Origin of the sequence: Arthrobacter sp. CAN_A1 (assembly GCF_015751665.1) — a bacterium.
In the GTDB taxonomy this organism is placed as follows: Bacteria; Actinomycetota; Actinomycetes; order Actinomycetales; family Micrococcaceae; genus Arthrobacter_D.
The window spans coordinates 181,689-204,262 of the sequence record NZ_JADOUR010000003.1; the positions used below are offsets into that span (position 1 = coordinate 181,689).

Annotated in this window: 17 protein-coding genes; 12 read left to right on the forward strand and 5 right to left on the reverse strand. The window is 67.5% G+C overall.

Annotated features, from left to right (window positions below; translation table 11 throughout):
* Positions 1 to 22 precede the first annotated feature (22 nt).
* Positions 23 to 1,195 carry a molybdopterin-synthase adenylyltransferase MoeB gene (gene moeB, locus IWX62_RS05300; protein WP_196840327.1) on the forward strand — a complete coding sequence of 391 codons (1,173 nt, stop codon included), beginning with the start codon at positions 23 to 25 and terminating at the stop codon, positions 1,193 to 1,195.
* 283 nt (positions 1,196 to 1,478) lie between these two features.
* On the opposite strand, the gene IWX62_RS05305 is transcribed toward moeB, so the two are convergent.
* Complete coding sequence (locus IWX62_RS05305; protein WP_196840328.1) at positions 1,479 to 2,801, reverse strand: glutamyl-tRNA reductase; 1,323 nt, start codon at positions 2,799 to 2,801, stop codon at positions 1,479 to 1,481.
* 191 nt (positions 2,802 to 2,992) lie between these two features.
* On the opposite strand from IWX62_RS05305, the gene hemE reads away from it, so the two are divergent.
* From hemE to hemL, 8 genes are all read left to right on the forward strand, one after another.
* A complete protein-coding gene (gene hemE, locus IWX62_RS05310) occupies positions 2,993 to 4,054 on the forward strand; it encodes a uroporphyrinogen decarboxylase (protein WP_196840329.1) in 1,062 nt (353 codons plus the stop codon).
* Positions 4,055 to 4,056: 2 nt separating this feature from the next.
* On the forward strand, positions 4,057 to 5,532 hold the full coding sequence (gene hemG / locus IWX62_RS05315) for a protoporphyrinogen oxidase (RefSeq protein WP_196840330.1): 1,476 nt from the start codon (positions 4,057 to 4,059) through the stop codon (positions 5,530 to 5,532).
* Positions 5,533 to 5,604: 72 nt separating this feature from the next.
* The gene (gene hemQ, locus IWX62_RS05320; protein ID WP_196840331.1) at positions 5,605 to 6,321 is read left to right on the forward strand and encodes a hydrogen peroxide-dependent heme synthase; all 717 of its coding nucleotides are present in this window, start codon (positions 5,605 to 5,607) and stop codon (positions 6,319 to 6,321) included.
* Positions 6,318 to 7,532: a ferrochelatase gene (locus IWX62_RS05325; RefSeq protein WP_196840332.1), complete on the forward strand. Its 1,215-nt coding sequence runs from the start codon at positions 6,318 to 6,320 to the stop codon at positions 7,530 to 7,532. Before hemQ ends, IWX62_RS05325 begins: the two co-directional genes overlap by 4 nt.
* On the forward strand, positions 7,529 to 8,482 hold the full coding sequence (gene hemC / locus IWX62_RS05330) for a hydroxymethylbilane synthase (protein WP_196840333.1): 954 nt from the start codon (positions 7,529 to 7,531) through the stop codon (positions 8,480 to 8,482). Before IWX62_RS05325 ends, hemC begins: the two co-directional genes overlap by 4 nt.
* Entirely contained in the window at positions 8,479 to 9,411 is a 933-nt protein-coding gene (locus IWX62_RS05335) for a uroporphyrinogen-III synthase (protein WP_196840334.1), read from the forward strand. Before hemC ends, IWX62_RS05335 begins: the two co-directional genes overlap by 4 nt.
* A 30-nt stretch (positions 9,412 to 9,441) precedes the next feature.
* Positions 9,442 to 10,419: a porphobilinogen synthase gene (hemB, locus tag IWX62_RS05340; RefSeq protein WP_196840335.1), complete on the forward strand. Its 978-nt coding sequence runs from the start codon at positions 9,442 to 9,444 to the stop codon at positions 10,417 to 10,419.
* A gap of 5 nt (positions 10,420 to 10,424) precedes the next feature.
* Positions 10,425 to 11,765 carry a glutamate-1-semialdehyde 2,1-aminomutase gene (hemL, locus tag IWX62_RS05345; RefSeq protein WP_196840336.1) on the forward strand — a complete coding sequence of 447 codons (1,341 nt, stop codon included), beginning with the start codon at positions 10,425 to 10,427 and terminating at the stop codon, positions 11,763 to 11,765.
* A gap of 85 nt (positions 11,766 to 11,850) precedes the next feature.
* On the opposite strand, the gene IWX62_RS05350 is transcribed toward hemL, so the two are convergent.
* The 4 genes from IWX62_RS05350 to IWX62_RS05365 form a co-directional block, all read right to left on the reverse strand.
* Positions 11,851 to 12,690 carry a MetQ/NlpA family ABC transporter substrate-binding protein gene (locus IWX62_RS05350; protein WP_196840337.1) on the reverse strand — a complete coding sequence of 280 codons (840 nt, stop codon included), beginning with the start codon at positions 12,688 to 12,690 and terminating at the stop codon, positions 11,851 to 11,853.
* Positions 12,691 to 12,757: 67 nt separating this feature from the next.
* On the reverse strand, positions 12,758 to 13,504 hold the full coding sequence (locus tag IWX62_RS05355) for a methionine ABC transporter permease (protein ID WP_196840338.1): 747 nt from the start codon (positions 13,502 to 13,504) through the stop codon (positions 12,758 to 12,760).
* Positions 13,504 to 14,478: a methionine ABC transporter ATP-binding protein gene (locus IWX62_RS05360; RefSeq protein ID WP_196840339.1), complete on the reverse strand. Its 975-nt coding sequence runs from the start codon at positions 14,476 to 14,478 to the stop codon at positions 13,504 to 13,506. Before IWX62_RS05360 ends, IWX62_RS05355 begins: the two co-directional genes overlap by 1 nt.
* Positions 14,479 to 14,676: 198 nt before the next feature.
* On the reverse strand, positions 14,677 to 15,363 hold the full coding sequence (locus IWX62_RS05365; RefSeq protein ID WP_196840438.1) for a 3'-5' exonuclease: 687 nt from the start codon (positions 15,361 to 15,363) through the stop codon (positions 14,677 to 14,679).
* A gap of 64 nt (positions 15,364 to 15,427) precedes the next feature.
* On the opposite strand from IWX62_RS05365, the gene IWX62_RS05370 reads away from it, so the two are divergent.
* Genes IWX62_RS05370 through IWX62_RS05380 form a run of 3 tightly spaced genes read left to right on the forward strand, consistent with a single transcriptional unit; the run spans position 15,428 to position 22,571 of the window.
* Positions 15,428 to 15,856: an MGMT family protein gene (locus IWX62_RS05370; RefSeq protein WP_196840340.1), complete on the forward strand. Its 429-nt coding sequence runs from the start codon at positions 15,428 to 15,430 to the stop codon at positions 15,854 to 15,856.
* Entirely contained in the window at positions 15,853 to 19,089 is a 3,237-nt protein-coding gene (locus tag IWX62_RS05375; protein ID WP_196840341.1) for an ATP-dependent helicase, read from the forward strand. Before IWX62_RS05370 ends, IWX62_RS05375 begins: the two co-directional genes overlap by 4 nt.
* Entirely contained in the window at positions 19,086 to 22,571 is a 3,486-nt protein-coding gene (locus IWX62_RS05380; protein WP_196840342.1) for an ATP-dependent helicase, read from the forward strand. The genes IWX62_RS05375 and IWX62_RS05380 overlap by 4 nt, the downstream gene beginning before the upstream one ends.
* Positions 22,572 to 22,574 lie beyond the last annotated feature (3 nt).

Consider the following 22,574-nt stretch of genomic DNA (forward strand, 5'->3'; position numbering starts at 1 on the left):
TCAACGGGCATACATTGGATGCATGAGCTCACCTTTAGCGCCGCTCGCCCCCCTGGTTGCTCCCGATGCTGACCTGTCCCGGGAGGAGACTGAGCGGTATTCCCGCCACCTGATCATCCCCGGGTTCGGCCTCACCGCCCAGCAGCGGTTGAAAAACGCGCGGGTCCTCGTGATCGGCGCCGGGGGGCTGGGCTCACCTGCCCTGCTGTACCTGGCGGCCGCGGGGGTGGGGACCCTCGGGATTGTCGACGACGACGTCGTCGACCTCTCCAACCTGCAGCGGCAGATCATCCACGGCGTATCCAACGTGGGCCAGTCCAAGGCCGAGTCGGCGGCGCAGCGCATCGCCGAACTGAATCCGCTGGTGACTGTTCGCCGGCATGAGGTGCGGCTGGACAACAGCAATGCGCTGGAGATTTTCGCCGACTACGACCTGATCCTGGACGGCACCGACAACTTCGCCACCCGCTATCTGGTCAGCGACGCAGCGGAAATTCTGGGGAAACCGTACGTGTGGGGCTCAATCCTCAGGTTCGACGGCCAGGTGAGCGTCTTCTGGGCGAAGCACGGACCCAGTTACCGGGACCTCTACCCCGATGCGCCTCCTCCCGGGACGGTCCCGTCCTGCGCCGAGGGAGGAGTCCTGGGCGTATTGTGCGCGCAGATCGGCTCGGTGATGGTCAATGAGGCAATCAAACTGATCACCGGGACGGGGGTGTCCCTGCTGGGACGGGTGCTGATCTTTGATGCGCTGGAGATGACGTGGCGGGAGGTCAGGGTCCGCCGGGATCCTGAGGCGGCACCCGTGACCGGGCTGATCGACTATCAGGCGTTCTGCGGTGTGCCCGCCAGCCCTGCGCCACCTGTCCCCTCGGTCAGCGTGACCGAGCTGGAGGATCTGCTGCGCCAGCGGGAGAACGGTGACGTGGACTTTGAGCTGATCGATGTCAGGGAGCCGGGCGAGTACGAGATCGTCAGCATTGAGGGAGCAACCCTGATGCCCAAGAATTCGATTCTGTCCGGGGGCGTACGCGTCACCACTGACCGTGACGTCTATGTGCACTGCAAAGCCGGGACCAGATCAGCCGATGTGGTGGAACACCTCCGCGCGGCGGGCCATCCACGGGTGTACAACGTGGACGGCGGAATCCTCGAGTGGGTCAGGCAGATCGAGCCCGACAAGCCGGTCTATTAGGCCACTGAGCCACAGCGTCGCGGCGTCGTCGGGATTTTGTGTGCAGCTGTGGTGGGTTGGCGCGGGCGGCGGCGTCGGGATCTTGTGTGCAGCTGTGGTGAGTGAGCGGGGCTCGCACCCGCCAGTGCTGCACAATTGTTCCTGGCCACCCGCCAGTGCTGCACATTACTTTCAGCGCCCCAAGCCAGTGCTGATTGCAAGGACCGGGCCTAGCTGCGGTAGGTGGAGGGACCGCGCGACGATGGTCTCGCGCCAGGACCGCCGCGGAATGAGTCAGCGGGGTTCAGGCGGTGCCGGTTGCCGGCGGGTCCTGCCGCACCGGGCAGGTCGCCTCATCCCGGCGCTCACCCGGCGTCTCAAGGTCGATGCCGTACAGCGCCTCAAGGGCCGCGGCGTAGTCCTGCTGCCTGCCCTCAGCGGCCAGTTCGCGGGCGCGCACCGTGGGAACGTGGAGGAGCTGGCGCACCATCCGGCGGAGCGCGAACTCGACCTCTTCAGCGGCGGCCGTGCAGCCGTGCTGGGCCCTGACCTTCTGCATCTCCGATTCGAGTACCTGCTGGGTGTGCTTCCGCAGCGCAACAATCGCCGTGTCCATGGCCCGCGAGTCCTGCCGTTCCTGGAAGGTGCGTGCGGCGTCGGCCACCAGGGTGCTCGCCTGGCTCAGGGCCGCGGCCTGCTCGCTGGGCGCGGCGAGCCTGACCGATTCAAGGGTAATCAGTTCCACGTCGGCCAGGGATCCGACGGCCGGGTCGAAGTCGTGGCTCAACGCCAGGTCGACGATGATCAGCGGCTTGTCCACGCCAGCGCGGACCCGCTCGACGTCGTCGGCCTCCACCCGGTTATCGCTGCCGCTGCAGCCCACCACAATGTCGGCGGTGGCCAGCGCCGCGGGAAGGTCCTCGGGGGTGAGGGCGACGCCGCCACGGGTCGACACGAACGCTTCGGCCCGCCCGGACGAGGAGAAAACCGAAATCCCGGTGCACCCTTTTTCCTTGAGCAACGCCATGGTGGCACCGGCGTAGGCTCCCGTGCCGAACACCACCACCGACTTGTCGGTGAAATCGCGGGTCAGTGACAGGTCCGCGGCGAGTTCGAGGGCCACCGATACGATGGACCGGCCCTGGCTGCCCAGCGCCGTCTGAGCGCCAACATCCTTGGCGGTGCGGGAGGCTTCCTGGAACAGCCGGACGAGGGGGCCGCTGGTGGTGCCATTCGCCTGGGATTCGATCAGGGCGCGCCGCACCTGGCCGGCAATCTCGCGTTCTCCGACCACGGCCGAATCGAGGCCGGCGCCGACAGCGAAGAGGTGACGGGCCACGTCCTCTCCGGTGCGGGTGGTGAAGGCTGAGGAGACCCAGCTTTCGGGAAGTCCTGAGAGCCCGCTGATCCGGGTGATCACTGCTGAGCGTGCAGCCTCCACATCGTCGGTGGTGGCGGCGTCGCAGTAGATTTCGAGACGGTTGCAGGTGGCGAGGGTGACGGCCCCCGAGACGGCTGGTCCGTCAGCGAGCACTGCGGATGCGACCTGGTCGGCGCCGACGCTGAGTCGGGCGACGGTTTCCAGATCCACATCGGAATGGGTTGCAACCAGAGATAGTAAAACCACAGCCCCATCAGCATAGCGAAACCCGGTGATTGACCCCGAATAGGTATGCCTAAGTTCACCGGTTTTCGGCCGATCCCTGCTCCCGCTCAGGGGTGAGATTCGCCACCCCGCCGCCGGTTAGCCGGTGGCGGGGTGGCGCCCGCCACCGGGCTGGTTAACCCAAACCGGCCGAACTTGGGCACAATCGAGATATGACTTTGAGTGCAACACACCCCCTAGTAGACGGCCGGACATCCTCCTCGCCGCTGATCTCGGCCTACCGCGGTGAGCGGCCCAGCCGTCGCCCGGTGTGGTTCATGCGCCAGGCCGGCCGATCCCTTCCCGAATACCGGCAGCTGCGGCAGGGCACGGCCATGCTGGATTCCTGCCTTGACCCTGCGATGGCCTCCGAAATCACCCTCCAGCCGGTCCGCAGGCACGACGTCGACGCCGCCATCTTCTTTTCCGACATCGTCATCCCGCTCAAGCTCGCCGGGGTCGACGTCGATATTGTTCCCGGGACCGGGCCCGTATTGGGCTCTCCGATCCGGACCGCCGCCGACGTCGCCGCCCTGCCCGAGCTCACCGACGAAGCTCTCGAACCGATCCGGCAGGCAGTAGCCCTGACGGTGGCGGAATTGGGGAGCACCCCGCTCATCGGCTTCGCCGGTGCACCGTTCACCCTTGCCGCCTACATGGTGGAAGGCAAGCCCTCCCGTGACCACCTCGGGCCGCGCACCATGATGCATTCGGATCCCGAAACCTGGGGGGCTCTGACCCGCTGGGCCGCCGACGCGTCGGGCAAGTTCCTCAGGGCCCAACTGGAGGCCGGCGCCAGCGCCGCCCAGCTGTTCGATTCCTGGGCCGGGTCCCTCGGCCTGGCCGACTACGTTGCCCATGTCGCCCCGGCGTCCGGCCGCGCCCTCGATTTCGTACGCGGCCTCGGAGCCCCGCTGATCCACTTCGGTACCGGGACCTCGGAGTTGCTGGTGGCGATGCACGACGTCGGCGTCGACGTGGTGGGAGTCGACTACCGGCTTCCCCTCGACGAAGCCAACCGCCGCCTGGGCGGCACCGTACCGCTGCAGGGCAACATCGACCCGGCACTGCTTTCCGCACCGTGGGAGGTGCTCGAGGCCCACGTGCTTGAGGTCCTCAAGGCTGGTGCGGGCGCCCCCGGACACGTCGTCAACCTGGGGCACGGCGTGCCGCCGGAAACTGACCCCGCAGTGCTGACCCGCATCGTTGACCTCATCCACTCGGTGGAACCGTAACCATGCCGCACCGCAGCAGCAGCCCAACGCCCAGGAAGACGACGCCGGCTCCCTCGGTGGTCGTGATCGGCGGTGGCATGGCCGGGCTGATGACAGCCCGCGAACTGGTCAAACGCGGCCTGGCCGTGACCATCCTTGAGAGGTCGACGGCGTTCGGCGGCTGCGTGGCCGACCATGAGGTGGCAGGGCTCCGGTTGGACAGCGGTGCAGAGTCGTATTCGACCCGCTCCGATACGGTTCCGGCCCTCGCCCGTGAACTCGGTCTCGGTGAGCTGCTCGTCACCCCCAACCCGGTGGGCGCCTGGATCCGTTTCCCCGGCAAGGACCCCCAGCACAGTGCCATGCCGCTGCCCCGCAGCGGCATCCTCGGGATCCCCGCCGACGTCCTGGACCCCGACATTGTGCGCGCGATTGGCAGGGCAGGGGCGCTGAGGGCATCACTGGACAAGGTCCTCCCGCTGGGCAGCCTGTACAAGGACGAGGGAATCAGCCTCGGTGAGGTGGTGCGCGCCCGGATGGGCATCGACGTGCTGACCCGCCTGGTCGCGCCGGTGGTCGGCGGAGTGTTCTCAGCAGACCCCGACGACCTCGACGTCGACTCGGTGGCGCCGGGTCTTCGCACCATGATGAAAAAGCACGGATCCCTTGGCGCCGCGGTGGGTGCCATGCGGGCGTCGGCCCCAGCCGGCTCCGCCGTCGGAGGATTGAGCGGGGGCATGGCCCAACTCACCCGCGTCCTGACCGCCGAACTGCGCGCCGGCGGAGCGGACCTCAGGCAGGGCAGCGAGGTGCTCTCCGTCGCCAGGGCGGGAACCGGCTGGACCGTCACCACAGCGAACGGGTCCCTCACCGCCGATGCACTGGTCATGGCAGTCGACGGGCCCGGCGCGGTTGACCTCCTTGGCCCTGCCCTGCCACGTCTGGTCGCCGACCGCCCGCAGGCAGTGCCGGGAGTGGCCTTGGTGACGCTCGTCGTCGACGTCCCGGAACTTGACGCCCACCCCCGGGGGACCGGGGTCCTGGTCGCGGCCGGAGCTGAAGGGGTCAGCGCCAAAGCGCTCACCCACGCCACAGCGAAGTGGGCCTGGCTGGCGGATCAGGCCGGACCGGGCAGCCACGTACTGCGGCTGTCCTACGGCCGCGCCGGACAGTTGGGCGACGAGGTGGCCGACGACGCCGGACTCTACAGCGCGGCGCTCGCCGACGCCTCGACGCTGCTGGAGACCACCATCGACGACGCCGATGTGGTGGGTTGGACAGTGGTCCGCTGGAACGGGTCCCTCCCTCATGCCTCGGTGGGACACCGCGACCTGGTGGCACGGGTGCGGGCCGCAGCAGCGGCCGAACGCAACCTGGAGATCACCGGTGCCTGGCTGGCGGGAACCGGGCTGGTAGCCGTGATCGACGACGCCCGGGTGCGTGCCGCGGCACTCGCCGACCGGCTCGTTCCGCGGCCCAGCGACCCGACAGGTTTGTGATCTTCGCAACTTTCTACGCGCAGTAGAAGCTCAAATTTCGGTTTGCTCCTTCCTGAGGGGCAGACTAGTACCATGAGTGAGCAAACCCGCACGGAGCACACGCAGAATCCTTCAACAGCCACCGCAGGCGACGCCGCGGCTGAGCAGTTCTTCACCCTCTGGACAGTGTTCAAACGGAGCGCTGCCGCCCAGGCCTCGGCCACCGGATCCCTCGACTCCGTCCTGGCCTCCCTCGATACTGACGGCGCAACGCTGCGCGGCTTCTACGACGTATCAGCGATGCGCGAAGACGCCGATGTGATGGTCTGGCTCCACGGCTCCCGGCCGGAGGTCCTGCAGGCCTCGGTCAGGAAAATCCGGCGGACGGCCGAGTTCGCCAACGCCGAGATCGTCTGGTCGGCCATGGGCGTCCACCGCGACGCCGAGTTCTCGAAGAGCCACAGCCCCGCCTTTTCCCGCGGCGTGGCGCCGGCTGAATGGGTCTGCGTCTACCCGTTCGTGCGCTCCTACGACTGGTACATCCTCCCGTCGGAAGAGCGCCGTGAGATGCTCTACGACCACGGCATGAAGGGCCGCGACTACCCGCAGGTCCTCTCCAACACCGTCTCCTCGTTCGCCCTTGGCGACTGGGAATGGATCCTCGCGCTGGAGGCTCCAGAGCTGGTCGACCTGGTCGACCTGATGCGCCACCTGCGGGAGACCGAGGCCCGGCGGCATGTCCGTGACGAAATTCCCTTTTACACCGGACGGCGGATTGATACCGCCGAGATTGCAGAGGTGCTCCGATGACAGCTCAGGCATTTCACCCGCTCGACGGTGTGGACGACAACGGGCGGATGGCGCCCAAGAACTACGACGCCATCGTGCTCGCGTCCTTCGGCGGACCCGAAGGCCAGGAAGACGTCCTTCCGTTCCTGCGGAACGTCACCCGTGGCCGGGGAATCCCCGATGAGCGGCTTGAGGAGGTCTCCCATCACTACCGCGCCAACGGCGGGATCAGCCCCATCAACGCTCAGAACCGCGCGCTCAAGGCGGCCATGGAAGCTGAACTGGCCAGCCGCGGCATCGACCTGCCGGTGTACTGGGGCAACCGTAACTGGGCGCCTTTCATTGCCGACACCCTGCAGGAGGCGTACGACGCCGGGCACCGCCGCGTCCTGACCGTCACCACCAGCGCCTACTCCTGCTACTCGAGCTGCCGCCAGTACCGGGAAGACCTGGGCATGGCCCTTGTCGAGACCGGCCTCGACGGAAAACTCGAAGTGGACAAGGTCAGGCAGTACTTCGACCACCCCGGTTTCGTTGAGCCCTTCGTCGAGGGAGTGACCGACGGGTTGTCCGCCCTGCGCCAGAAGCTGAACGACAGCGGCGACGCCGATGCCCCCATCCACATCCTGTTCGCCACCCACTCGATTCCCACGGGCGACGCCGAGGCAGCGGGCCCCCGCGTCGACGGCGCGGTCGACGGCGGCCCCGCCTACGCCGAGGGCGCCTACGTGGCGCAGCACCTCGCCACGGCGCAGGCCGTCCTGGACCGGGTGCCGGAATCGGCGGGCGTCGACTGGTCCCTGGTCTACCAGTCACGGTCCGGCGCCCCGCATGTGCCGTGGTTGGAGCCGGACATCAACGATGCCATCAAGGACCTGGCGGGCGCCGGAACCAAGGGCGTCGTCATCGTTCCCCTGGGGTTCGTCAGTGACCACATGGAAGTGAAGTGGGATCTAGACACTGAGGCCCTCGAGACCTGCGCCGAGCTGGGTATTCTTGCCGAGCGGGTGCCCACCCCGGGCACGCACGAAAAGTTCGTCTCCGGTTTGATCGACCTGGTCTGCGAACGCACGGTGGACAACAATATTGCCGACCGTCCCTCAGCGACCCAGTTGGGACCCTGGTTCGATGTGTGCCGGCCCAACTGCTGTGCCAACCGCCGCGGCCCCAAACCCACTGTGGCCGCAGCCGACTCGACCGTCGGTCTGCCGGGGACGGTCCCGGCGTCGTGACCCCACCGCTGCGGGTAGGCACCCGGGCCAGCGTGCTGGCGCTGACCCAGACCACCACCGTCGCCGAGCGGGTCAGTGAGCTCAGTGGAGCCGCCCACGAGCTGGTCCGGATCCGCACCGAGGGAGACGTCCACAAGGGGTCGCTGACCCAGATCGGCGGGACGGGCGTTTTTGTGGCGGCGCTCCGCGATGCCCTGCTCGAGGACCGGTGCGACCTCGCCGTCCACTCACTGAAGGACCTTCCCACCACTCGTTCCGAGGGACTGACGGTGGCTGCCATCCCGGCGCGGGCCGACACGCGGGATGCACTGTGCGCCCGGGACGGTCTGACCCTGGCCACCCTGCCTGACGGTGCCACCGTCGGTACAGGATCCCCCCGCCGTGCCGCCCAGCTCCGGGCCGCAAGGCCGGGCCTCGAGGTCATCGACATCAGGGGCAATGTGGACACCCGGCTGGGTCGGGTCGCCGGCCTGACGGATACTGGTCCGGGCGACCTTGACGCCGTGGTGCTCGCCGCGGCCGGCCTGATCCGGCTGGGCCGGGAACACGTCATCACCGAATTCATCGACCCGGCCGTCATGCTGCCCGCCCCCGGACAGGGGGCGCTTGCCGTCGAGTGCAGGACAGGCGACACCGCCGGCTCACCCTTCGCCGCCGCCCTGCAGGACTACGACGACGCCGACACCCGGCTGGCGGTCACCGCTGAACGGGCGGTGCTCCGCCGGCTCGAAGCAGGTTGCAGCGCCCCGATCGGCGCCCTCGCTACAGTCATCGACGGGGTCCTCGGGCTGCAGGCAGTGGTCTGTAGCCTCGACGGAACGAAACTGCTCCGGCTGGCGCGCTCCGGCCGGGACCTGACAGCCGACGGCGCCGATGCCCTGGGCGTGGGACTGGCAGAGGATCTGCTCGACGCCGGGGCTGCGGCCATTGCGCCGCTCGCCGTCGGATGACCCCAGACCCGATCCCACGCCCGCTGCCGTTGGCAGGTGTCCGGGTGGTGCTGCTCCGCAGCGTTGACCGATCGGGACCAATGGTCAGGGAGCTGCGGTCCCGGGGAGCTGACGTCCTGCTGCTGCCCCTGATCGATTTCGTCACCCCCGAGGACGGCGGGCCCCTTGACACGGCCCTGGACCTACTGAGCGACGGCGGATTCGCCTGGCTCCTGGTGACGAGCTCGACCACCGTCAGCGCACTGAAACAGCGCTCGGAGGCACGCGGCGGAGCCCTCGCAGGAGCTCTTCACCCCGGCACCCGGATCGCTGCGGTCGGCGACGCCACGGCCGGCGCCCTGGCCGCCGAAGGTATTCGCGTCGATCTGGTGCCCGAAAGGGCGGGCGAGGGACGGTCGGCGGCCGGGTTGGCCGCTGCGTTCGCCAGGCTCACCCCAGACGGTCGGATCCTGCTACCGCAGACAGATCTGGCGGCCGGTACCCTCGAACGAACGCTGGTCGGGCAGGGCTGGGATGTGCTGCGGGTCACCGCGTACCAGACCGTCACCCACCCGGCGGATCCGGCCCGGCGGATCACCGCCGGGAGTGCACCCGATCGGTCGGGGGTAGGCCCCCTGGGGTCCGGCCACGCCGGGGCCACGACCGGCACCGAACTGGATCGGGAGGGCTTCTGGGCGGCAGCCGGCGCCGGCGCCGTCGACGCGGTGGTTTTCACCTCGCCGAGCACAGTGCGCCAGCTGTCGGACGGCTCACCCGCACCCTGGCAGGGAACCCTGCCCGGAGGATTGGCTGCGGTCATGATCGGGGCCGCCACCGCAGATGAGGCGGCGAAGTACGGGATCCGCGGCGGGACGGTCGCGGTCGAGCCCACCCCGGTGGGTATCGCCGACGCCATCGCCGCGGCGGTGCGGGACCACCCACGATCGTGACAGGCTAAACGCAAGAGAAAAGGAGCATCCATGAGTTTCCCCCACCACCGGCCCCGCCGGCTGCGGACCACTCCCGCACTGCGACGCCTGACCGCCGAGCACCGGCTCAGTCCTGCCGAACTGGTCCTGCCAGCGTTCATCAGGGAAGGCCTCACCAGCCCGCACCCGATTTCCTCGATGCCCGGCGTGGTGCAGCACACCACCGGGTCGCTGAAACGCGCCGCCGCTGAGGCGGTGGAGTTGGGCGTTGGCGGGATCATGCTGTTCGGCATTCCTGCGCACCGCGATGCCACAGGTAGCGCAGGACTGGACCCGGACGGTGTCCTGAACCGGGCGATCGCCGATGTCAGGGCCGAGGTGGGCGACGACCTGGTGATCATGAGCGATGTGTGTCTTGACGAGTTCACCGACCACGGGCACTGCGGTGTGCTGGCGGCCGACGGCACCGTCGACAATGACGCGACACTGACGGTGTACGCCGAGATGGCGGTGGCCCAGGCCAACGCTGGAGCCCATGTCCTCGGCCCCTCGGGCATGATGGACGGCCAGGTGGCGGTGATCCGGCAGGCGCTGGAGGAGGCAGGACACCAGGAGACAGCGGTCCTCGCCTACGCAGCGAAGTACGCTTCGGCGTTCTACGGCCCGTTCCGCGAGGCCGTTGACTCCCAGCTGACCGGCGACCGCCGCACCTACCAAATGGATGCGGCGAACCGCAGGGAAGCCCTCCTCGAGGTGGAACTGGACCTGGAGGAAGGCGCCGACATGGTGATGGTCAAACCGGCCATGAGCTACCTCGACATCCTTGCCGACGTCGCAGCGCTGTCACCCGTACCGGTTGGTGCGTACCAGATCTCGGGGGAGTACGCCATGATCGAAGCCGCCGCAGCCAACGGTTGGATCGACCGGCGTCGGGCCATCGAAGAATCAGTTCTCGGCATCAAACGAGCCGGGGCGAACATCATCCTGACCTATTGGGCCGCCGAACTTGCCGGCTGGCTGAAGGAGTAACACCGATGACCGTTTCAGAAGACCTTTTCGCCCGCGCACAGACGCTGATGCCGGGCGGTGTGAACTCACCGGTCCGGGCGTTTGGCTCGGTGGGCGGCACCCCCCGCTTCCTCGTATCGGCCAATGGCCCCCATGTCACGGACGCCGACGGCCGGGAGTATGTTGACCTGGTCTGCTCCTGGGGGCCGGCCCTGCTGGGCCACGGCCACCCGGCGGTGCTCGATGCTGTGCACAGCGCGGCCGACAAGGGGCTGTCCTTCGGGGCGTCGACCCCCGCCGAAGCCGATCTGGCCCAGCTGGTCCAGGACAGGGTGCCCGCCGTTGAACGGCTCCGGATGGTATCCACCGGGACCGAAGCGACCATGACCGCCGTCCGGCTGGCCCGGGGTTTCACTGGCCGCAACCTGATCGTGAAGTTCGCCGGGTGCTACCACGGGCACCTTGATTCCCTGCTGGCCGCCGCAGGCTCGGGGGTGGCCACGCTGGCCCTCCCAGGCTCCGCCGGGGTCACCGCTGCAACAGCCGCTGAAACACTGGTTCTGCCCTACAACGACCTCGCCGCCGTGGAAGCGGCGTTCTCCGATCACGGCGATGCCATTGCCGCGGTCATCACCGAGGCGGCACCTGCCAACATGGGGGTGGTTGCGCCCGGCCCCGGGTTCAACGCCGGACTGGCCAGGATTACCGCCGCCCACGGAGCGCTGCTCATTGTCGACGAGGTCCTCACCGGCTTCCGGGTGGGCCCCGGGGGGTACTGGGGCCTCACCGGCGGAGCGGCAGGCGCCGAGGAGGCCTGGACGCCGGACCTGCTGACGTTTGGGAAGGTGATCGGCGGCGGACTGCCCGCTGCGGCTCTCGGCGGACGCGAGGATGTCATGAACCATCTCGCTCCGTTGGGCCCCGTCTACCAGGCAGGGACTTTGTCCGGTAACCCGTTGGCGATGGCCGCGGGAGTGGCGCAGCTGACCCACGCAACGGCAGACGTCTACCGGCACATCGACGCCACCTCACTGGCACTGTCAGGTGCGTTGTCCACCGAACTGGACCGCGCCGGCGTCGACCATTCGATCCAGCGGGCAGGGAACCTGTTCAGCGTGGCGTTTGGGACGTCGTTGACAGGGGTCAGCAATTACGCTGACGCGCTGGCACAGGAGTCCTACCGCTACGCGCCGTTCTTCCACTCCATGCTGGATTCCGGGGTGTACCTGCCGCCGTCGGTCTTTGAGGCGTGGTTCCTGTCCTCTGCCCACGACGACACGGCCATGAACCGGATCTACGACGCCCTGCCGGCAGCTGCTGCGGCCGCCGCCACCGCCACCACCACCACCACCACGCCGTCCACCTGAGGCCCGACGCACAAGAACCCCGCACCGAAACGATGTCCGTTCCGGTGCGGGGTTCTTTCGTGGTGCAGCGTGCGACGCGGCTGCGCTAGGAGGCGGGGGCTACATCTCCGCTGGGCCACTGGTCCTCAATGTAGGCGGCCACCTCGGGGGAGTGCAGCAGCTCCTCGAGCTTGTCGATCCGGGCGTCGCCGTCGGAGGCGGTGTTCCAGGCCAGGAAATTCGCGTACGGGTTGCCGTCCAGGGTCTCCACGACCAGGGCATCAGTGGTGCTGAGGCCCGCGTCGAGGATGTAGTTGCCGTTGATGATGGCCAGGTCAACGCTCGGATCCTGCAGGTCGTTGAGGAGCAGCTCTGGCTGGTTCTCGATGAATTCAAGTCCCATCGGGTTCTGCTCCGGGGACAGGGCTAGCACTGATGCGTCGTCGGCAATGTCCTCAAGAAGCCCGGAATCCTGCAGCAGGGTCAGCGCGCGGGCCTGGTTGGAGGGGTCATTGGTGATCGCGATGCGGCCGCCCTCAGGGATGTCGGAGACGTCCTGGTGCTGCTCGGAGAAGGCTGCATAGGGTTCAATGTGGACGCCCTCGCCGTGGGTGAACTCGTAGCCCTGGCCTTCGACCTGGCTCTCGAAGTACGGAAGGTGCTGGAAGTAGTTGGCGTCCAGGTCACCGTCGCTGAGGGCAATGTTGGGGGTGGTGTAGTCATCGAACTCGGTAATTTCCAGGTCGAGCCCGGCCTGTTCGGCAAGGTTCTCATCGATGAACTCGAGGATCCTCGCGTGCGGCTGGGGGCTCGCTCCGACAGTGATGGTCTCCGGGTTTGCCGGATCCAGTGAGGAGACGACGGCGGGGGCGGTGGAACCGCCGCAGGCGCTCAGGGCCAGGGAAGCAGCGACACCGGTCGCGGCGAGGGTAAGTAGCTTGCGCAACAGAACAGGTTTCCTTTCGGGAGGGTGCAAAAATGTGATCCGGCTGGTGGCCGCCGTGCGGGGGCGGCTAGCTGCCAACCACCTGGGGAGTGGTGCGGCGGCGGAGCCCACGGCCCCGCCCGGCGGTAGCAGCCGACCGGTGGTCCACCCGGCGGGCGGCCCAGTCGCCAGCGAGCTGGATCGCCTGCACGATGAGCACGATGATGATGATGACCACCACCATGACCGTCGTGTCGAACCGCTGGAGACCGTAGTTGTAGGCGAGCCGGCCCAGCCCGCCGCCCCCGATGATGCCAGCCATGGCGGAGTAGCCCACCAGGGTGACCAGCGTCGTCGTGAAGGCAGCGATCAGGCCGGGGAGTGCTTCACGGAGCAGCACCTTGGTGACCACCTGTAACCGGGTGGAACCCATCACCAGGGCGGCATCAACCTTGCCCGAGCTGACGTCGCGGAGGGAGGTTTCCACCAGTCGGGCGAAGAACGGGATCGCACCGATGCTCAGGGATACCGAGGCGGCAACCGGCCCGATCGAGGTGCCGGTCAGGAGCCGGGCCAGGGGAATCAGGGACACCATCAGGATGGCGAACGGGATGGATCGGGTGATGTTGACGACGACGCCGCTGATCACCTTGTTGGTCACCGGCATCGGGCGCAGCCCGTCCGGGGCGCTGGTGGAGAGGAACACTCCCAGCGGCAAACCGATCAGCAGGGTGAAGAGGCCCGAGATGCCAACCATCTGCAGGGTCGCGGCAAACTCTTCGGGTAACGCGCGGGTGATGCCGGGGTTGGTGAACAGCTGGTCCAGGAAATCCATCACGCCACCTTCGCCGCTACGCCGCGGGACTGCAGGTACTGCAGCATGTCATCAACCGGTGCCAGTTCCCCGACCTCGATGCGCAGCCGTCCAAACCGGCTATCCGCAAGGTGCTCGACGCTGCCGGCGAGGACGTTGATGCTCAGATCGAAGCGGCGTCCCAGATCGGAGAGGACCGGGCCGGAGGCGACGTCCCCCGCGAGCAGCAGCTCGAGGGCCGGCAGTGGCCCGGGGATGTGGGCGGGCAGCGGCAGCAACGCCTGGGACAGCTTGCCGTCCAACCTGGCGGCGACGTCCTCCAGCCGGCCGTGTTCGACCACCCTGCCGTCCTCCAGTAGTGACACCGAATCGCAGATCCGCTTCACCACGTTCATCTCGTGGGTGATGATCAGCACGGTCAGCCCCAGCGTGTCGGTGAGATTGTGGATCAGGTCCAGAATGTCGTCGGTGGTGGTGGGATCCAGTGCCGACGTCGGTTCATCACAGAGCAGCACATCGGGATCCGAGGCCAGGGCGCGGGCAATACCGACCCGCTGCTTCTGGCCGCCCGAGAGCTGGGAGGGATACGCATCAGCGAACCCGGCCAGGCCCACCAGGTCGAGGAGCCGTGCCACAGTCGTCGTGATGTCCGCCTTGGCTGTCTTCACCAGCTCCAGCGGGTGGGCGACATTCTGCGCGGCCGTCCGGGAATCCATCAGGTTGGCGTGCTGGAACACCATGCCGATCCGTCGGCGTGCCGTCCGAATCTCCGAATCCTTGACAGCCGTGAGCTCCCGACCATCGATGGTGACTGATCCCGAACTGGGGCGATCGAGCAGCGTCAGGCAGCGGACAAGCGTGGACTTTCCCGCTCCGGAGTGGCCGATGATGCCATGGATCGACCCGCGGGGGACCGTCAGGCTCACGCCATCCAGTGCAGTGATGGTGCGGGCGCCCTGTCGATAGGTTTTGCGCAGGTCGGAAACGGTGATCATGGTCCCTCACGGTTGCTGGAGCCGGCCGGATGGTTCAACGCATCACGGCTCGGGCGCACTGGCCTACGCCCAAGCCATCTTCACACGCATGAAAGAAGTGACTGAACTTTAGTGCTGAGCATCACGCCGTGGGTGTCACGGGGACGTTCTCGGCCAGTAAATCGAAGAATCTGCGACCTGCCCCGCCTGGAGGGCTTATCAGGACGCGATGGCGGGCCAGCGCCCTTCCACGACTGCCGCCGGGTCCTCACGGCGCAGGTATTCCTGGAAACTTTCCGCTTGCCGTGCCGCCCACACCACCTGCGATGCGTGCAGCACCCCCGCCGGATGCTGCAGGTGCGGAAACCGTTCGGCGAGAACTGCAGCAACCTGCAGGGTGGCCAGCACATCGGCGGCTGAGGTGTGGGCGTTGTTGAACACGACGTCGTAGTGCTCGCACATGGCAGTCAGGGTCCGTTTGCCGCGCCGAAAGCGGTCTGCCTGTTTGTCCATAATGTACGGATCAAGGACGGGGAACGGGTGAGGCACCGGCACCGAGTGCCGTGCACCTTCGCTGGCCAGCACGGTGAAGTCGTAGCGCGCGTTGAACGCGAGGACAGGAATCCCCGCTGCGAACAGCCGGCCGAGGACGGCGGCCAGCTCGCGCACCACTCGGTCCACGGGCTGTCCCTCACGGCGGGCCTGTTCAGTACTGACACCGTGGATTGCTGCGGCCTCGGCGGGGATGTCGATTCCCGGGTCGGCAATCCACTCGTGCTGCTCGAGGACAGTGCCATCGGCGTCGACAAGGAGGACTGATGCGGTCACGATCCGGGCCTCCAACGGGTCCCGGCCGGTGGTCTCAAGGTCGAAGGCTGCACGGGGGTGATGATGCCAACTGTCCATGACATCGACGCTATCCGGTGGCTCCGACATTTCGCGGGAGGTCGGTCCGGCTAGGCTGGAATTCATGCGGGAAGATTTCGCCGAGGCGGTTTATGAGGTGGCGGGGCTGATCCCCAGCGGTCTGGTCCTGTCCTACGGGGACATTGCCGAAATCCTCGAATGGTCGGGGCCGCGCCAGGTTGGGGCGGCCATGTCCCTCGCCGGCGACAGAACACCCTGGTGGCGGGTGGTGCGCGCCAGCGGACTGCCACCGGCGGGTCTCAGCGTCCGGGCAGCCCCCTTCTACGATGCTGAGGAAACACCCCGGCGGACCACCGGTCACACCCCGAATGGCACCTTTCCGGAAGACGGGTACACGATCGATATGGGTGCGGCGCGCTGGAATCCTACGGCGGCGCAACGGGTGGCCCTCGACGGGATTCGTTCGCGGCTGGCCGGGGTTTCGTGGCTCCCGGGCACAATGTCAGAGCCCCATGATGGTCTTGAGGCATGAGTCTGAAACCACGCTTGGTCACTGCAGCTGAACCTGAGGGCGGGCGGCCCGTTCCCTCCGCACCGAAGCTCAGCCCTGGGCAGCGGACCGTGGTGGAGCTGGGGGCGGGCAGCGGACCGGTCCTGATCCTGGGCGGCCCCGGAACCGGGAAGTCCACTGTGTTGATTGAGGCGGCGGTGCGGCGCATCAACCACGAAGGCCTCGACCCGTCAAATGTCCTGGTACTGGCGCCATCACGGCTTGGCGCGGCCCGGCTCCGCGACGCCCTGACCACCCGGCTGAACCGAAGCCTCAGCGCAGCGCCGGCACGGACCTGGGCGTCCTATGCGTTCGACCTGATCCGCAGGGCACGGATCGAGGGGCGGATGCCCGAGCTGGTCCGCAGTCCCCGTCTGCTCTCCGGCGCGGAACAGGACCTGATCATCAAGGAACTCCTGGACGGGCATCACCGGCCCGGCGCTACGCCGCTTGGTTGGCCCGAGGGGTTGGGGCTTGCCCTGGGAACCCGCGGTTTCCGTCAGGAAGTGCGGGAGCTTTTCGACCGGGTCAGCGAGTACGGAATGCACCCCACCGAGCTGGCTGAGCTGGGGAGGCGCTTCGACCGTCCTGACTGGACCGCTGGAGCACAGCTATACCAGGAGTACCGCGATGTGCTGGATCTGCGGATGCCCGAGGCCTTCGACCCTGCCGGGGTCCTGACCGCCGCGCGGCACCTCCTGGAGTTCGATGAAGAGTTTCTGGCTCAGGAGCGGTCCCGTCTGCAGCTGATCCTGGTGGATGACTATCAGGAATCCAATGCGGCAGTCCACGCGCTACTGACCCTGTTGGGCAGGGACCGGGACGTCCTGGTGGCGTCCTGCCCGGACACCGTGGTTCACGGGTTCCGGGGCGCCCGGCCGGAGCTCACGGGCAGGCTGGAGCGGGAGCTCGCGGTCACCACGGAGTTGCTGACCGTCGCCCTCACCACGTCCTACCGCCTATCCGGTCCCCTGGCCGATGCCTGGCAGAACGTGGCAGCGCGGATTTCTGTGGTGGGGCTAGCCCCCGTCTACCGGGCCCTTGAGCCGCCGGAGCACAACCCGGATCCCGCCCCGCCGGCGGGCGTCGTCACAGCGCACCTGGTGGACTCGTCATTCCACGAGTTGCGCTACGTGGCCCAGCGGATCCTCGAAGCGCAGCTTTTCGGCGGGCGCAGCCTTGCCGATGTCGCGGTGATCGTTCGGACCGGCGCCCAGGTGGCTGAGTTGCAGCGCTACCTGACGGGACAGGGCATCGCCGTCAATGTTCCGGTGGCCGAACGTGCCATCCGTGATGAACCGGCCGTGAAGCCGCTGCTCGACCTGTTCGGCGTCGTCCTGGGCCAGGTCACCCTGGACGCCGGGCTGGCCGTGTCGCTGCTGTCGTCGAGGATGGGGGGCGCGGGAACGCTGGAGCTCCGCCGTCTGCGGCAGAGCCTCCGGCAGACTGAACTGGCCGCCGGGCGCGGGCGCACCAGCGACGAACTGTTGGTGGAGGCTCTCACCGACCCGTCCCTGACCGGGACGGGAATGCAGGGCGGCAGCGCGGCACGCCGGATAGCCCGGATGATCTCGGCAGGAGCAGTGGCAGTGACCGCACCAGGGGCCAACCCCGAGACGGTGTTGTGGGCGCTTTGGGAGGCGTCTGGGTGGTCGGCCAAATGGGCCGACTCGGCCGTCGCCGGGGGCGCTTCGTCGGTGCGGGCCGACCGGGATCTTGATGCGGTGGTCGCCCTGTTCCAGACTGCGGAGAGGTTTGTCGACCAGGTCCCGGGGGCACCGCCCGCCCGGTTCCTGGAATACCTGACCAGTCAGGAACTGCCCATGGATACCCTGGCGCCTCGGGCCCAGCACCAGGAGTCGGTGGCCCTGATGACCCCGGCCAGTGCCTCCGGCCGCCAATGGCCGGTGGTCATTGTGGCGGGGATCCAGGAAGGGATCTGGCCCAACCTGCGTCTCCGTGGGGAGCTCCTGGGGTCAAGCGAGCTCACCGCCCTCATGGACCACGGTGCAGACTTCCGTCGCCATCGTGACCCGCTGATCCTGATGCAGGACATCCGCTTCGATGAACTGAGGAGTTTCTCGGTCGCAGTGTCACGGGCGGGCGAGGAACTCATTTGCTGCGCCGTCGCATCGGATGAGGCTCAGCCATCACCCTTCCTCGATCTGGTGGACCCCTTGCCGCCGGGTCAGCTGGAACGCGTCCGGACCGAGGTGCAGCGGCCCCTGACACTCCGGGCGTTGGTGGCTGAGCTCAGGAAATACGCCCAGCAGGCAGCCACGTTCCCCGAACTGTCCCGCGAGGCGACCCGGCACCTCGGCACCATGGCCAATCACACGCCCGAGGTGCCGGGCGCTCACCCACAGGGCTGGTGGGGCCTTCAGGAGCTCTCCTCCAGCGAGGCAGTGGTGCCTCTGGAGGAGCCCATTCCGGTATCACCGTCGAAGGTTGATGCGGTCCTGAAGTCACCGCTGAACTGGTTTGTGTCAGCGGTGGGTGGTGAACCCACGACGGACTTTGCCCGCTCCCTGGGGACGCTCGTGCATGGCATTGCCCAGGACTTTCCCGACGCCACGGGAAGCCAGTATGTGGAGGAGCTGCAACGGCGCTGGCCCTCGTTGGGGATGAAGGAGAATTGGGAAGGTCTGATTGATTTCCAGCGTGCCGAGCTGATGGTCCGAAAACTGGCAGGGTACGTGATTTCCATGCGGCAGGAGGGACGGTCGCTGGTCGGCACCGAGGTTGATTTCGAGGTGGACCTTGACGTGTCGACGTCTGACGGCCCGCGGGTGGCACGGCTCCGCGGGCAAATCGATCGACTGGAAATTGACGGCGAAGGCCGGCTGGTCATTGTCGACCTCAAAACCGGAAGATCCTCGCCATCCCTGGCAGACCTTGATCAGCATCCGCAACTGGCGTCCTACCAGGTGGCGGTGGCCGAGGGGGCGCTGACCGATGGGCAGCCCGCGGGATCGGGTGGAGCAGCGCTGGTGCAGCTCGGAACCACCCGGAAGGAAGCAGGAGTCCAGCAGCAACCACCCCTGGCCACCGACGACCGGTGGGCGCGGGACATGATTGAGGAGGCGGCCCGTCTGATGTCAGCAGCACAGTTCGACACAGTCCATGATCCGAAGCGCTCCGGGCATGGCGGGTCGGGGTGTCGGCTTCCAGAGATTTGTCCGTTATGCCCAGAGGGCCGGCAGGTGACCGAATGACCACCACGTCAGCATCCGGTACCGCAGAGGCCCTACCGATAGATGGCTCGCCGGCTCCGCGGTTCTCCGCGCGCGAACTCGCCGAACTTCTGCACAGCGACCCGTCGACCCCGGTCCAATACCCCACCGCGGACCAGATCACCATCATTGAGGCTCCGCTGGAGCCGCTTCTCGTGATTGCGGGTGCGGGGTCGGGAAAGACCAAAACCATGGCCGACCGGGTGGTCTGGCTGGTGGCCAACGCGTTGGTCCGGCCGGAGCAGATTCTGGGGGTGACCTTCACCAGGAAGGCCGCCGGGGAACTCTCCAGCCGGATCCGGCAGCAGCTCGCCGGCCTGTACCCGGCCCTGGCGGCCGCTGGACACGGGGCGGAGGCCGGGGACCGGCTGGACCCGAGCATATCCACCTATCACTCCTACGCGAACGCCATTGTGCAGGACTACGGGCTGCGGATCGGCGTCGAACGGGATTCGGTGCTGCTGGGGGCCGCACAGGCGTGGCAGCTTTCCAGCACGGTCGTTGAGGCCTACGAAGGCGAGTGGGAGCATTTCAGTGCGGCGAAGTCCACCCTGGTGAAGGCCGTCCTGACGATGGCGGGGGAGTGTGCTGAACACCTGGTGACCCCGGCAGAAGTTCGGGCGGTCCTCAGGGAGCACCTGTCAGCGGTCAGCGACCTGGAGTACGCTGCCGGGACATCGCGTCGCCCAACGCAGGCCGTGGCCAAGCTGTTGGACAAACTACGGACCCGCGTCACCGTCACGGAACTGGTGGAACACTATGCCGACGCCAAACACGCGCGCCGGCAGCTCGACTTCGGTGATCTTGTTGCGCTCGCAGCACGAATTGTCAGCGATGTCCCCGAAGCGGTGGAACTGGAGCGAAGGAAGTACAGGGTGGTCCTCCTCGACGAATTCCAGGACACCTCTTTCGCCCAGATGGTGCTGTTCTCCAAACTCTTCGGCGATGGCCGGGCAGTCACCGCGGTGGGGGACCCGCACCAATCGATTTACGGGTTCCGGGGAGCATCAGCCGGGCAGCTTGGCACTTTCCGCACCACGTTCCCTCTCACCCTCGCGGAAGGCCTGCGACCCTCGCCGGTCGCCAACCTGTCGATTGCCTGGCGGAACGGCACCAGCATCCTCGCCGCAGCCAACATCGTTGCAGGGGAGCTCAATCGGCCGCCGGGCTGGCTCCGGACCACCGAACTGATCGTTCCACCGCTCGAACCCAAACCCCGGGCCGGGGTCGGCGAGGTCTACCTTGGACGTTTCCTCAGTGAATCGACTGTCAGTAGAGACGGCGTCACCGTTCCGGGTGAGGCAGCGATCCTGGCGGATCAGGTGGAGCAGCATCGGCGGCGGGGTTTCGAGCGTGGCGCGGACGGCAGGCGGCTCAAACCGACTGTGGCAGTGCTGTGCCGCGGGAGGCGACAGTTTGAACCCATCCGCAGGGAACTTGAGCAGCGGGGCATCCCAGTGCAGATCGTGGGTCTCGGCGGCCTGCTCAGAACCCCCGAAATTGTCGAACTGCTTGCTGTCCTGAGAGTGCTCGGCGACCCTGACCGGTCCGATTCCCTGTTGCGGCTGCTCGCGGGCGCCCGGTGGCGGATCGGCCCGGCGGACATCATGGCGCTGGGTGACTGGTCGCGGCACCTGGCCCAACGCAGGGCGTGGCTGGCATCCGGCGGCGGGACCGGACCGGGGCGGGAAGCGTGGCCGGATTCCGGGTCAGCGTCATCCCCAGGCCACGCGTCGGAGACCGATCCGGCCGCACCGGCGGCGCCGGCTGCGATCCTGCCTGACACGGTAGAGTCGGGCAGCCTGGTCGAGGCAGTCGACCAGCTGCCGCCGGGGGACTGGGTGTCCAGGAGCGGCCGTGGCCTGAGCGATGAAGGGCGGACCCGGTTGACGAGGCTCCGGGATGAGCTGCGGGTGCTCAGGGATTTCGTCGGCGATGACCTCACCACGCTGATCAACGAGGTGGAGCGCAGGATCCTGCTTGACATTGAGGTGGCGGCCAAACCAAAGGTGGGCATCCATGAGGCGAGGCGGAACCTTGACGCGTTTGTGGATGCCGTAGCCGGGTTCAGTTCCACAGCCGAGCGGGTGGACCTTGCAGCGTTCCTGGCGTGGCTCGAGGCAGCTGACGCCGAAGAGGACGGGCTCCCGGTGACCGCGCTGGAAACCAACCGCGACGCTGTCCAGCTCCTGACCGTGCATGCGGCGAAAGGGCTGGAGTGGGACATTGTCGCGGTCCCCGGACTCAACGAAGGAGCCTTCCCCAGCGGGTCCGACTCCCGGTGGAGCAGCGGCGACTCGGCGATCCCCTGGAACCTGCGCGGAGATGCCGGCGAGCTTCCCCAATGGGACTGGGAGCAGCCGGATCAGGTTTCCTGGATTGCCAGCGAGAAGACCTTTACCTCGGAGGCCCGCTATCACGCTGAGCGGGAGGAGCGCCGTCTTGCCTACGTCGCGTTCACCCGGGCCAAACATGTACTGGTGTGCACATCATCGGCCTGGGGCGGTGGGCGAACAAAGCCGACACGGGCGTCAACCTACCTGACCGAGCTGAGGACGCTCGCTGAGCAGCACCAACCGGGCTACACCGTCCTGCAGTGGCTACCGGAGGAGCACGAGGGGGACACCAACCCGGCCAACGCCGTCGAGGCCCGCGCTGCCTGGCCGGTTGACCCGTTGCACGCCCGCCGTCCGGGTATCGAGGCGGCCGCGGCAGCAGTCCTCACCGCAGCGGCGAATGTCGACACCGGGCCCGACGCCCCGCAACCCGATGCGGCAGCCGCCCAGGGCGGACGGTGGGATGAGGAAACCCGGCTCGCGCTGGCACGGCATGCCCGGCGCGCTGGGAACCCGGAGGTGGAGCTTCCTGCCCACATCTCGGCATCCCTCCTCGTTGAGCTCTCCGACGATCCCGACGGCGTGGCCCGCCAGCTCCGCCGGCCGGTGCCGCGGCGCCCCGGCATGGCGGCACGTCGTGGCACCGCCTTCCACTCGTGGATCGAGGAATACTACGGCACCAGCGGGATGCTTGATCTGGGCGAAAGCCCGGGGGCAGACTCCCATATCGACGAAGCCCTTGATCTCGAGAGCATGATTGAGACGTTCAAGGGGTCGGTCTGGGCTCACCGTGTTCCAGTGGAGTTGGAGGTACCCATCGAAACGAGGGTGGGCCCACTGGTGGTCCGCGGGCGCATCGATGCCGTCTTCACAGATGGCGACGGCAGGTGGGAACTGGTCGACTGGAAAACCGGTACCCCGCCGTCGCGCGACAAGCTCGCTGTGCGGTCTGTTCAGCTGGCCGTCTACCGGCTGGCCTGGGCCCGGCTGAAGGACGTTCCACTGGACTCAGTACAGGCCGCGTTCTACTACGCCAGCACCGACACAGTGATCCGGCCGCACAATCTGGCTACCGAAGCCGGACTGGAGGAGATCATCAGAAGGGCGACCGCTTCAGCGAGGGACTGATCG

What these genes read in the sequence shown, in the direction of transcription:
- moeB (WP_196840327.1), top strand. Translation starts at nt 23, where the DNA reads ATGAGCTCACCTTTAGCGCCGCTCGCCCCCCTGGTTGCTCCCGATGCT.
- hemE (WP_196840329.1), top strand. Translation starts at nt 2,993, where the DNA reads ATGACTTTGAGTGCAACACACCCCCTAGTAGACGGCCGGACATCCTCC.
- hemG (WP_196840330.1), top strand. Translation starts at nt 4,057, where the DNA reads ATGCCGCACCGCAGCAGCAGCCCAACGCCCAGGAAGACGACGCCGGCT.
- hemQ (WP_196840331.1), top strand. Translation starts at nt 5,605, where the DNA reads ATGAGTGAGCAAACCCGCACGGAGCACACGCAGAATCCTTCAACAGCC.
- IWX62_RS05325 (WP_196840332.1), top strand. Translation starts at nt 6,318, where the DNA reads ATGACAGCTCAGGCATTTCACCCGCTCGACGGTGTGGACGACAACGGG.
- IWX62_RS05335 (WP_196840334.1), top strand. Translation starts at nt 8,479, where the DNA reads ATGACCCCAGACCCGATCCCACGCCCGCTGCCGTTGGCAGGTGTCCGG.
- hemB (WP_196840335.1), top strand. Translation starts at nt 9,442, where the DNA reads ATGAGTTTCCCCCACCACCGGCCCCGCCGGCTGCGGACCACTCCCGCA.
- hemL (WP_196840336.1), top strand. Translation starts at nt 10,425, where the DNA reads ATGACCGTTTCAGAAGACCTTTTCGCCCGCGCACAGACGCTGATGCCG.
- IWX62_RS05355 (WP_196840338.1), bottom strand. Translation starts at nt 13,504, where the DNA reads ATGGATTTCCTGGACCAGCTGTTCACCAACCCCGGCATCACCCGCGCG.
- IWX62_RS05360 (WP_196840339.1), bottom strand. Translation starts at nt 14,478, where the DNA reads ATGATCACCGTTTCCGACCTGCGCAAAACCTATCGACAGGGCGCCCGC.
- IWX62_RS05365 (WP_196840438.1), bottom strand. Translation starts at nt 15,363, where the DNA reads ATGGACAGTTGGCATCATCACCCCCGTGCAGCCTTCGACCTTGAGACC.
- IWX62_RS05370 (WP_196840340.1), top strand. Translation starts at nt 15,428, where the DNA reads ATGCGGGAAGATTTCGCCGAGGCGGTTTATGAGGTGGCGGGGCTGATC.
- IWX62_RS05375 (WP_196840341.1), top strand. Translation starts at nt 15,853, where the DNA reads ATGAGTCTGAAACCACGCTTGGTCACTGCAGCTGAACCTGAGGGCGGG.
- IWX62_RS05380 (WP_196840342.1), top strand. Translation starts at nt 19,086, where the DNA reads ATGACCACCACGTCAGCATCCGGTACCGCAGAGGCCCTACCGATAGAT.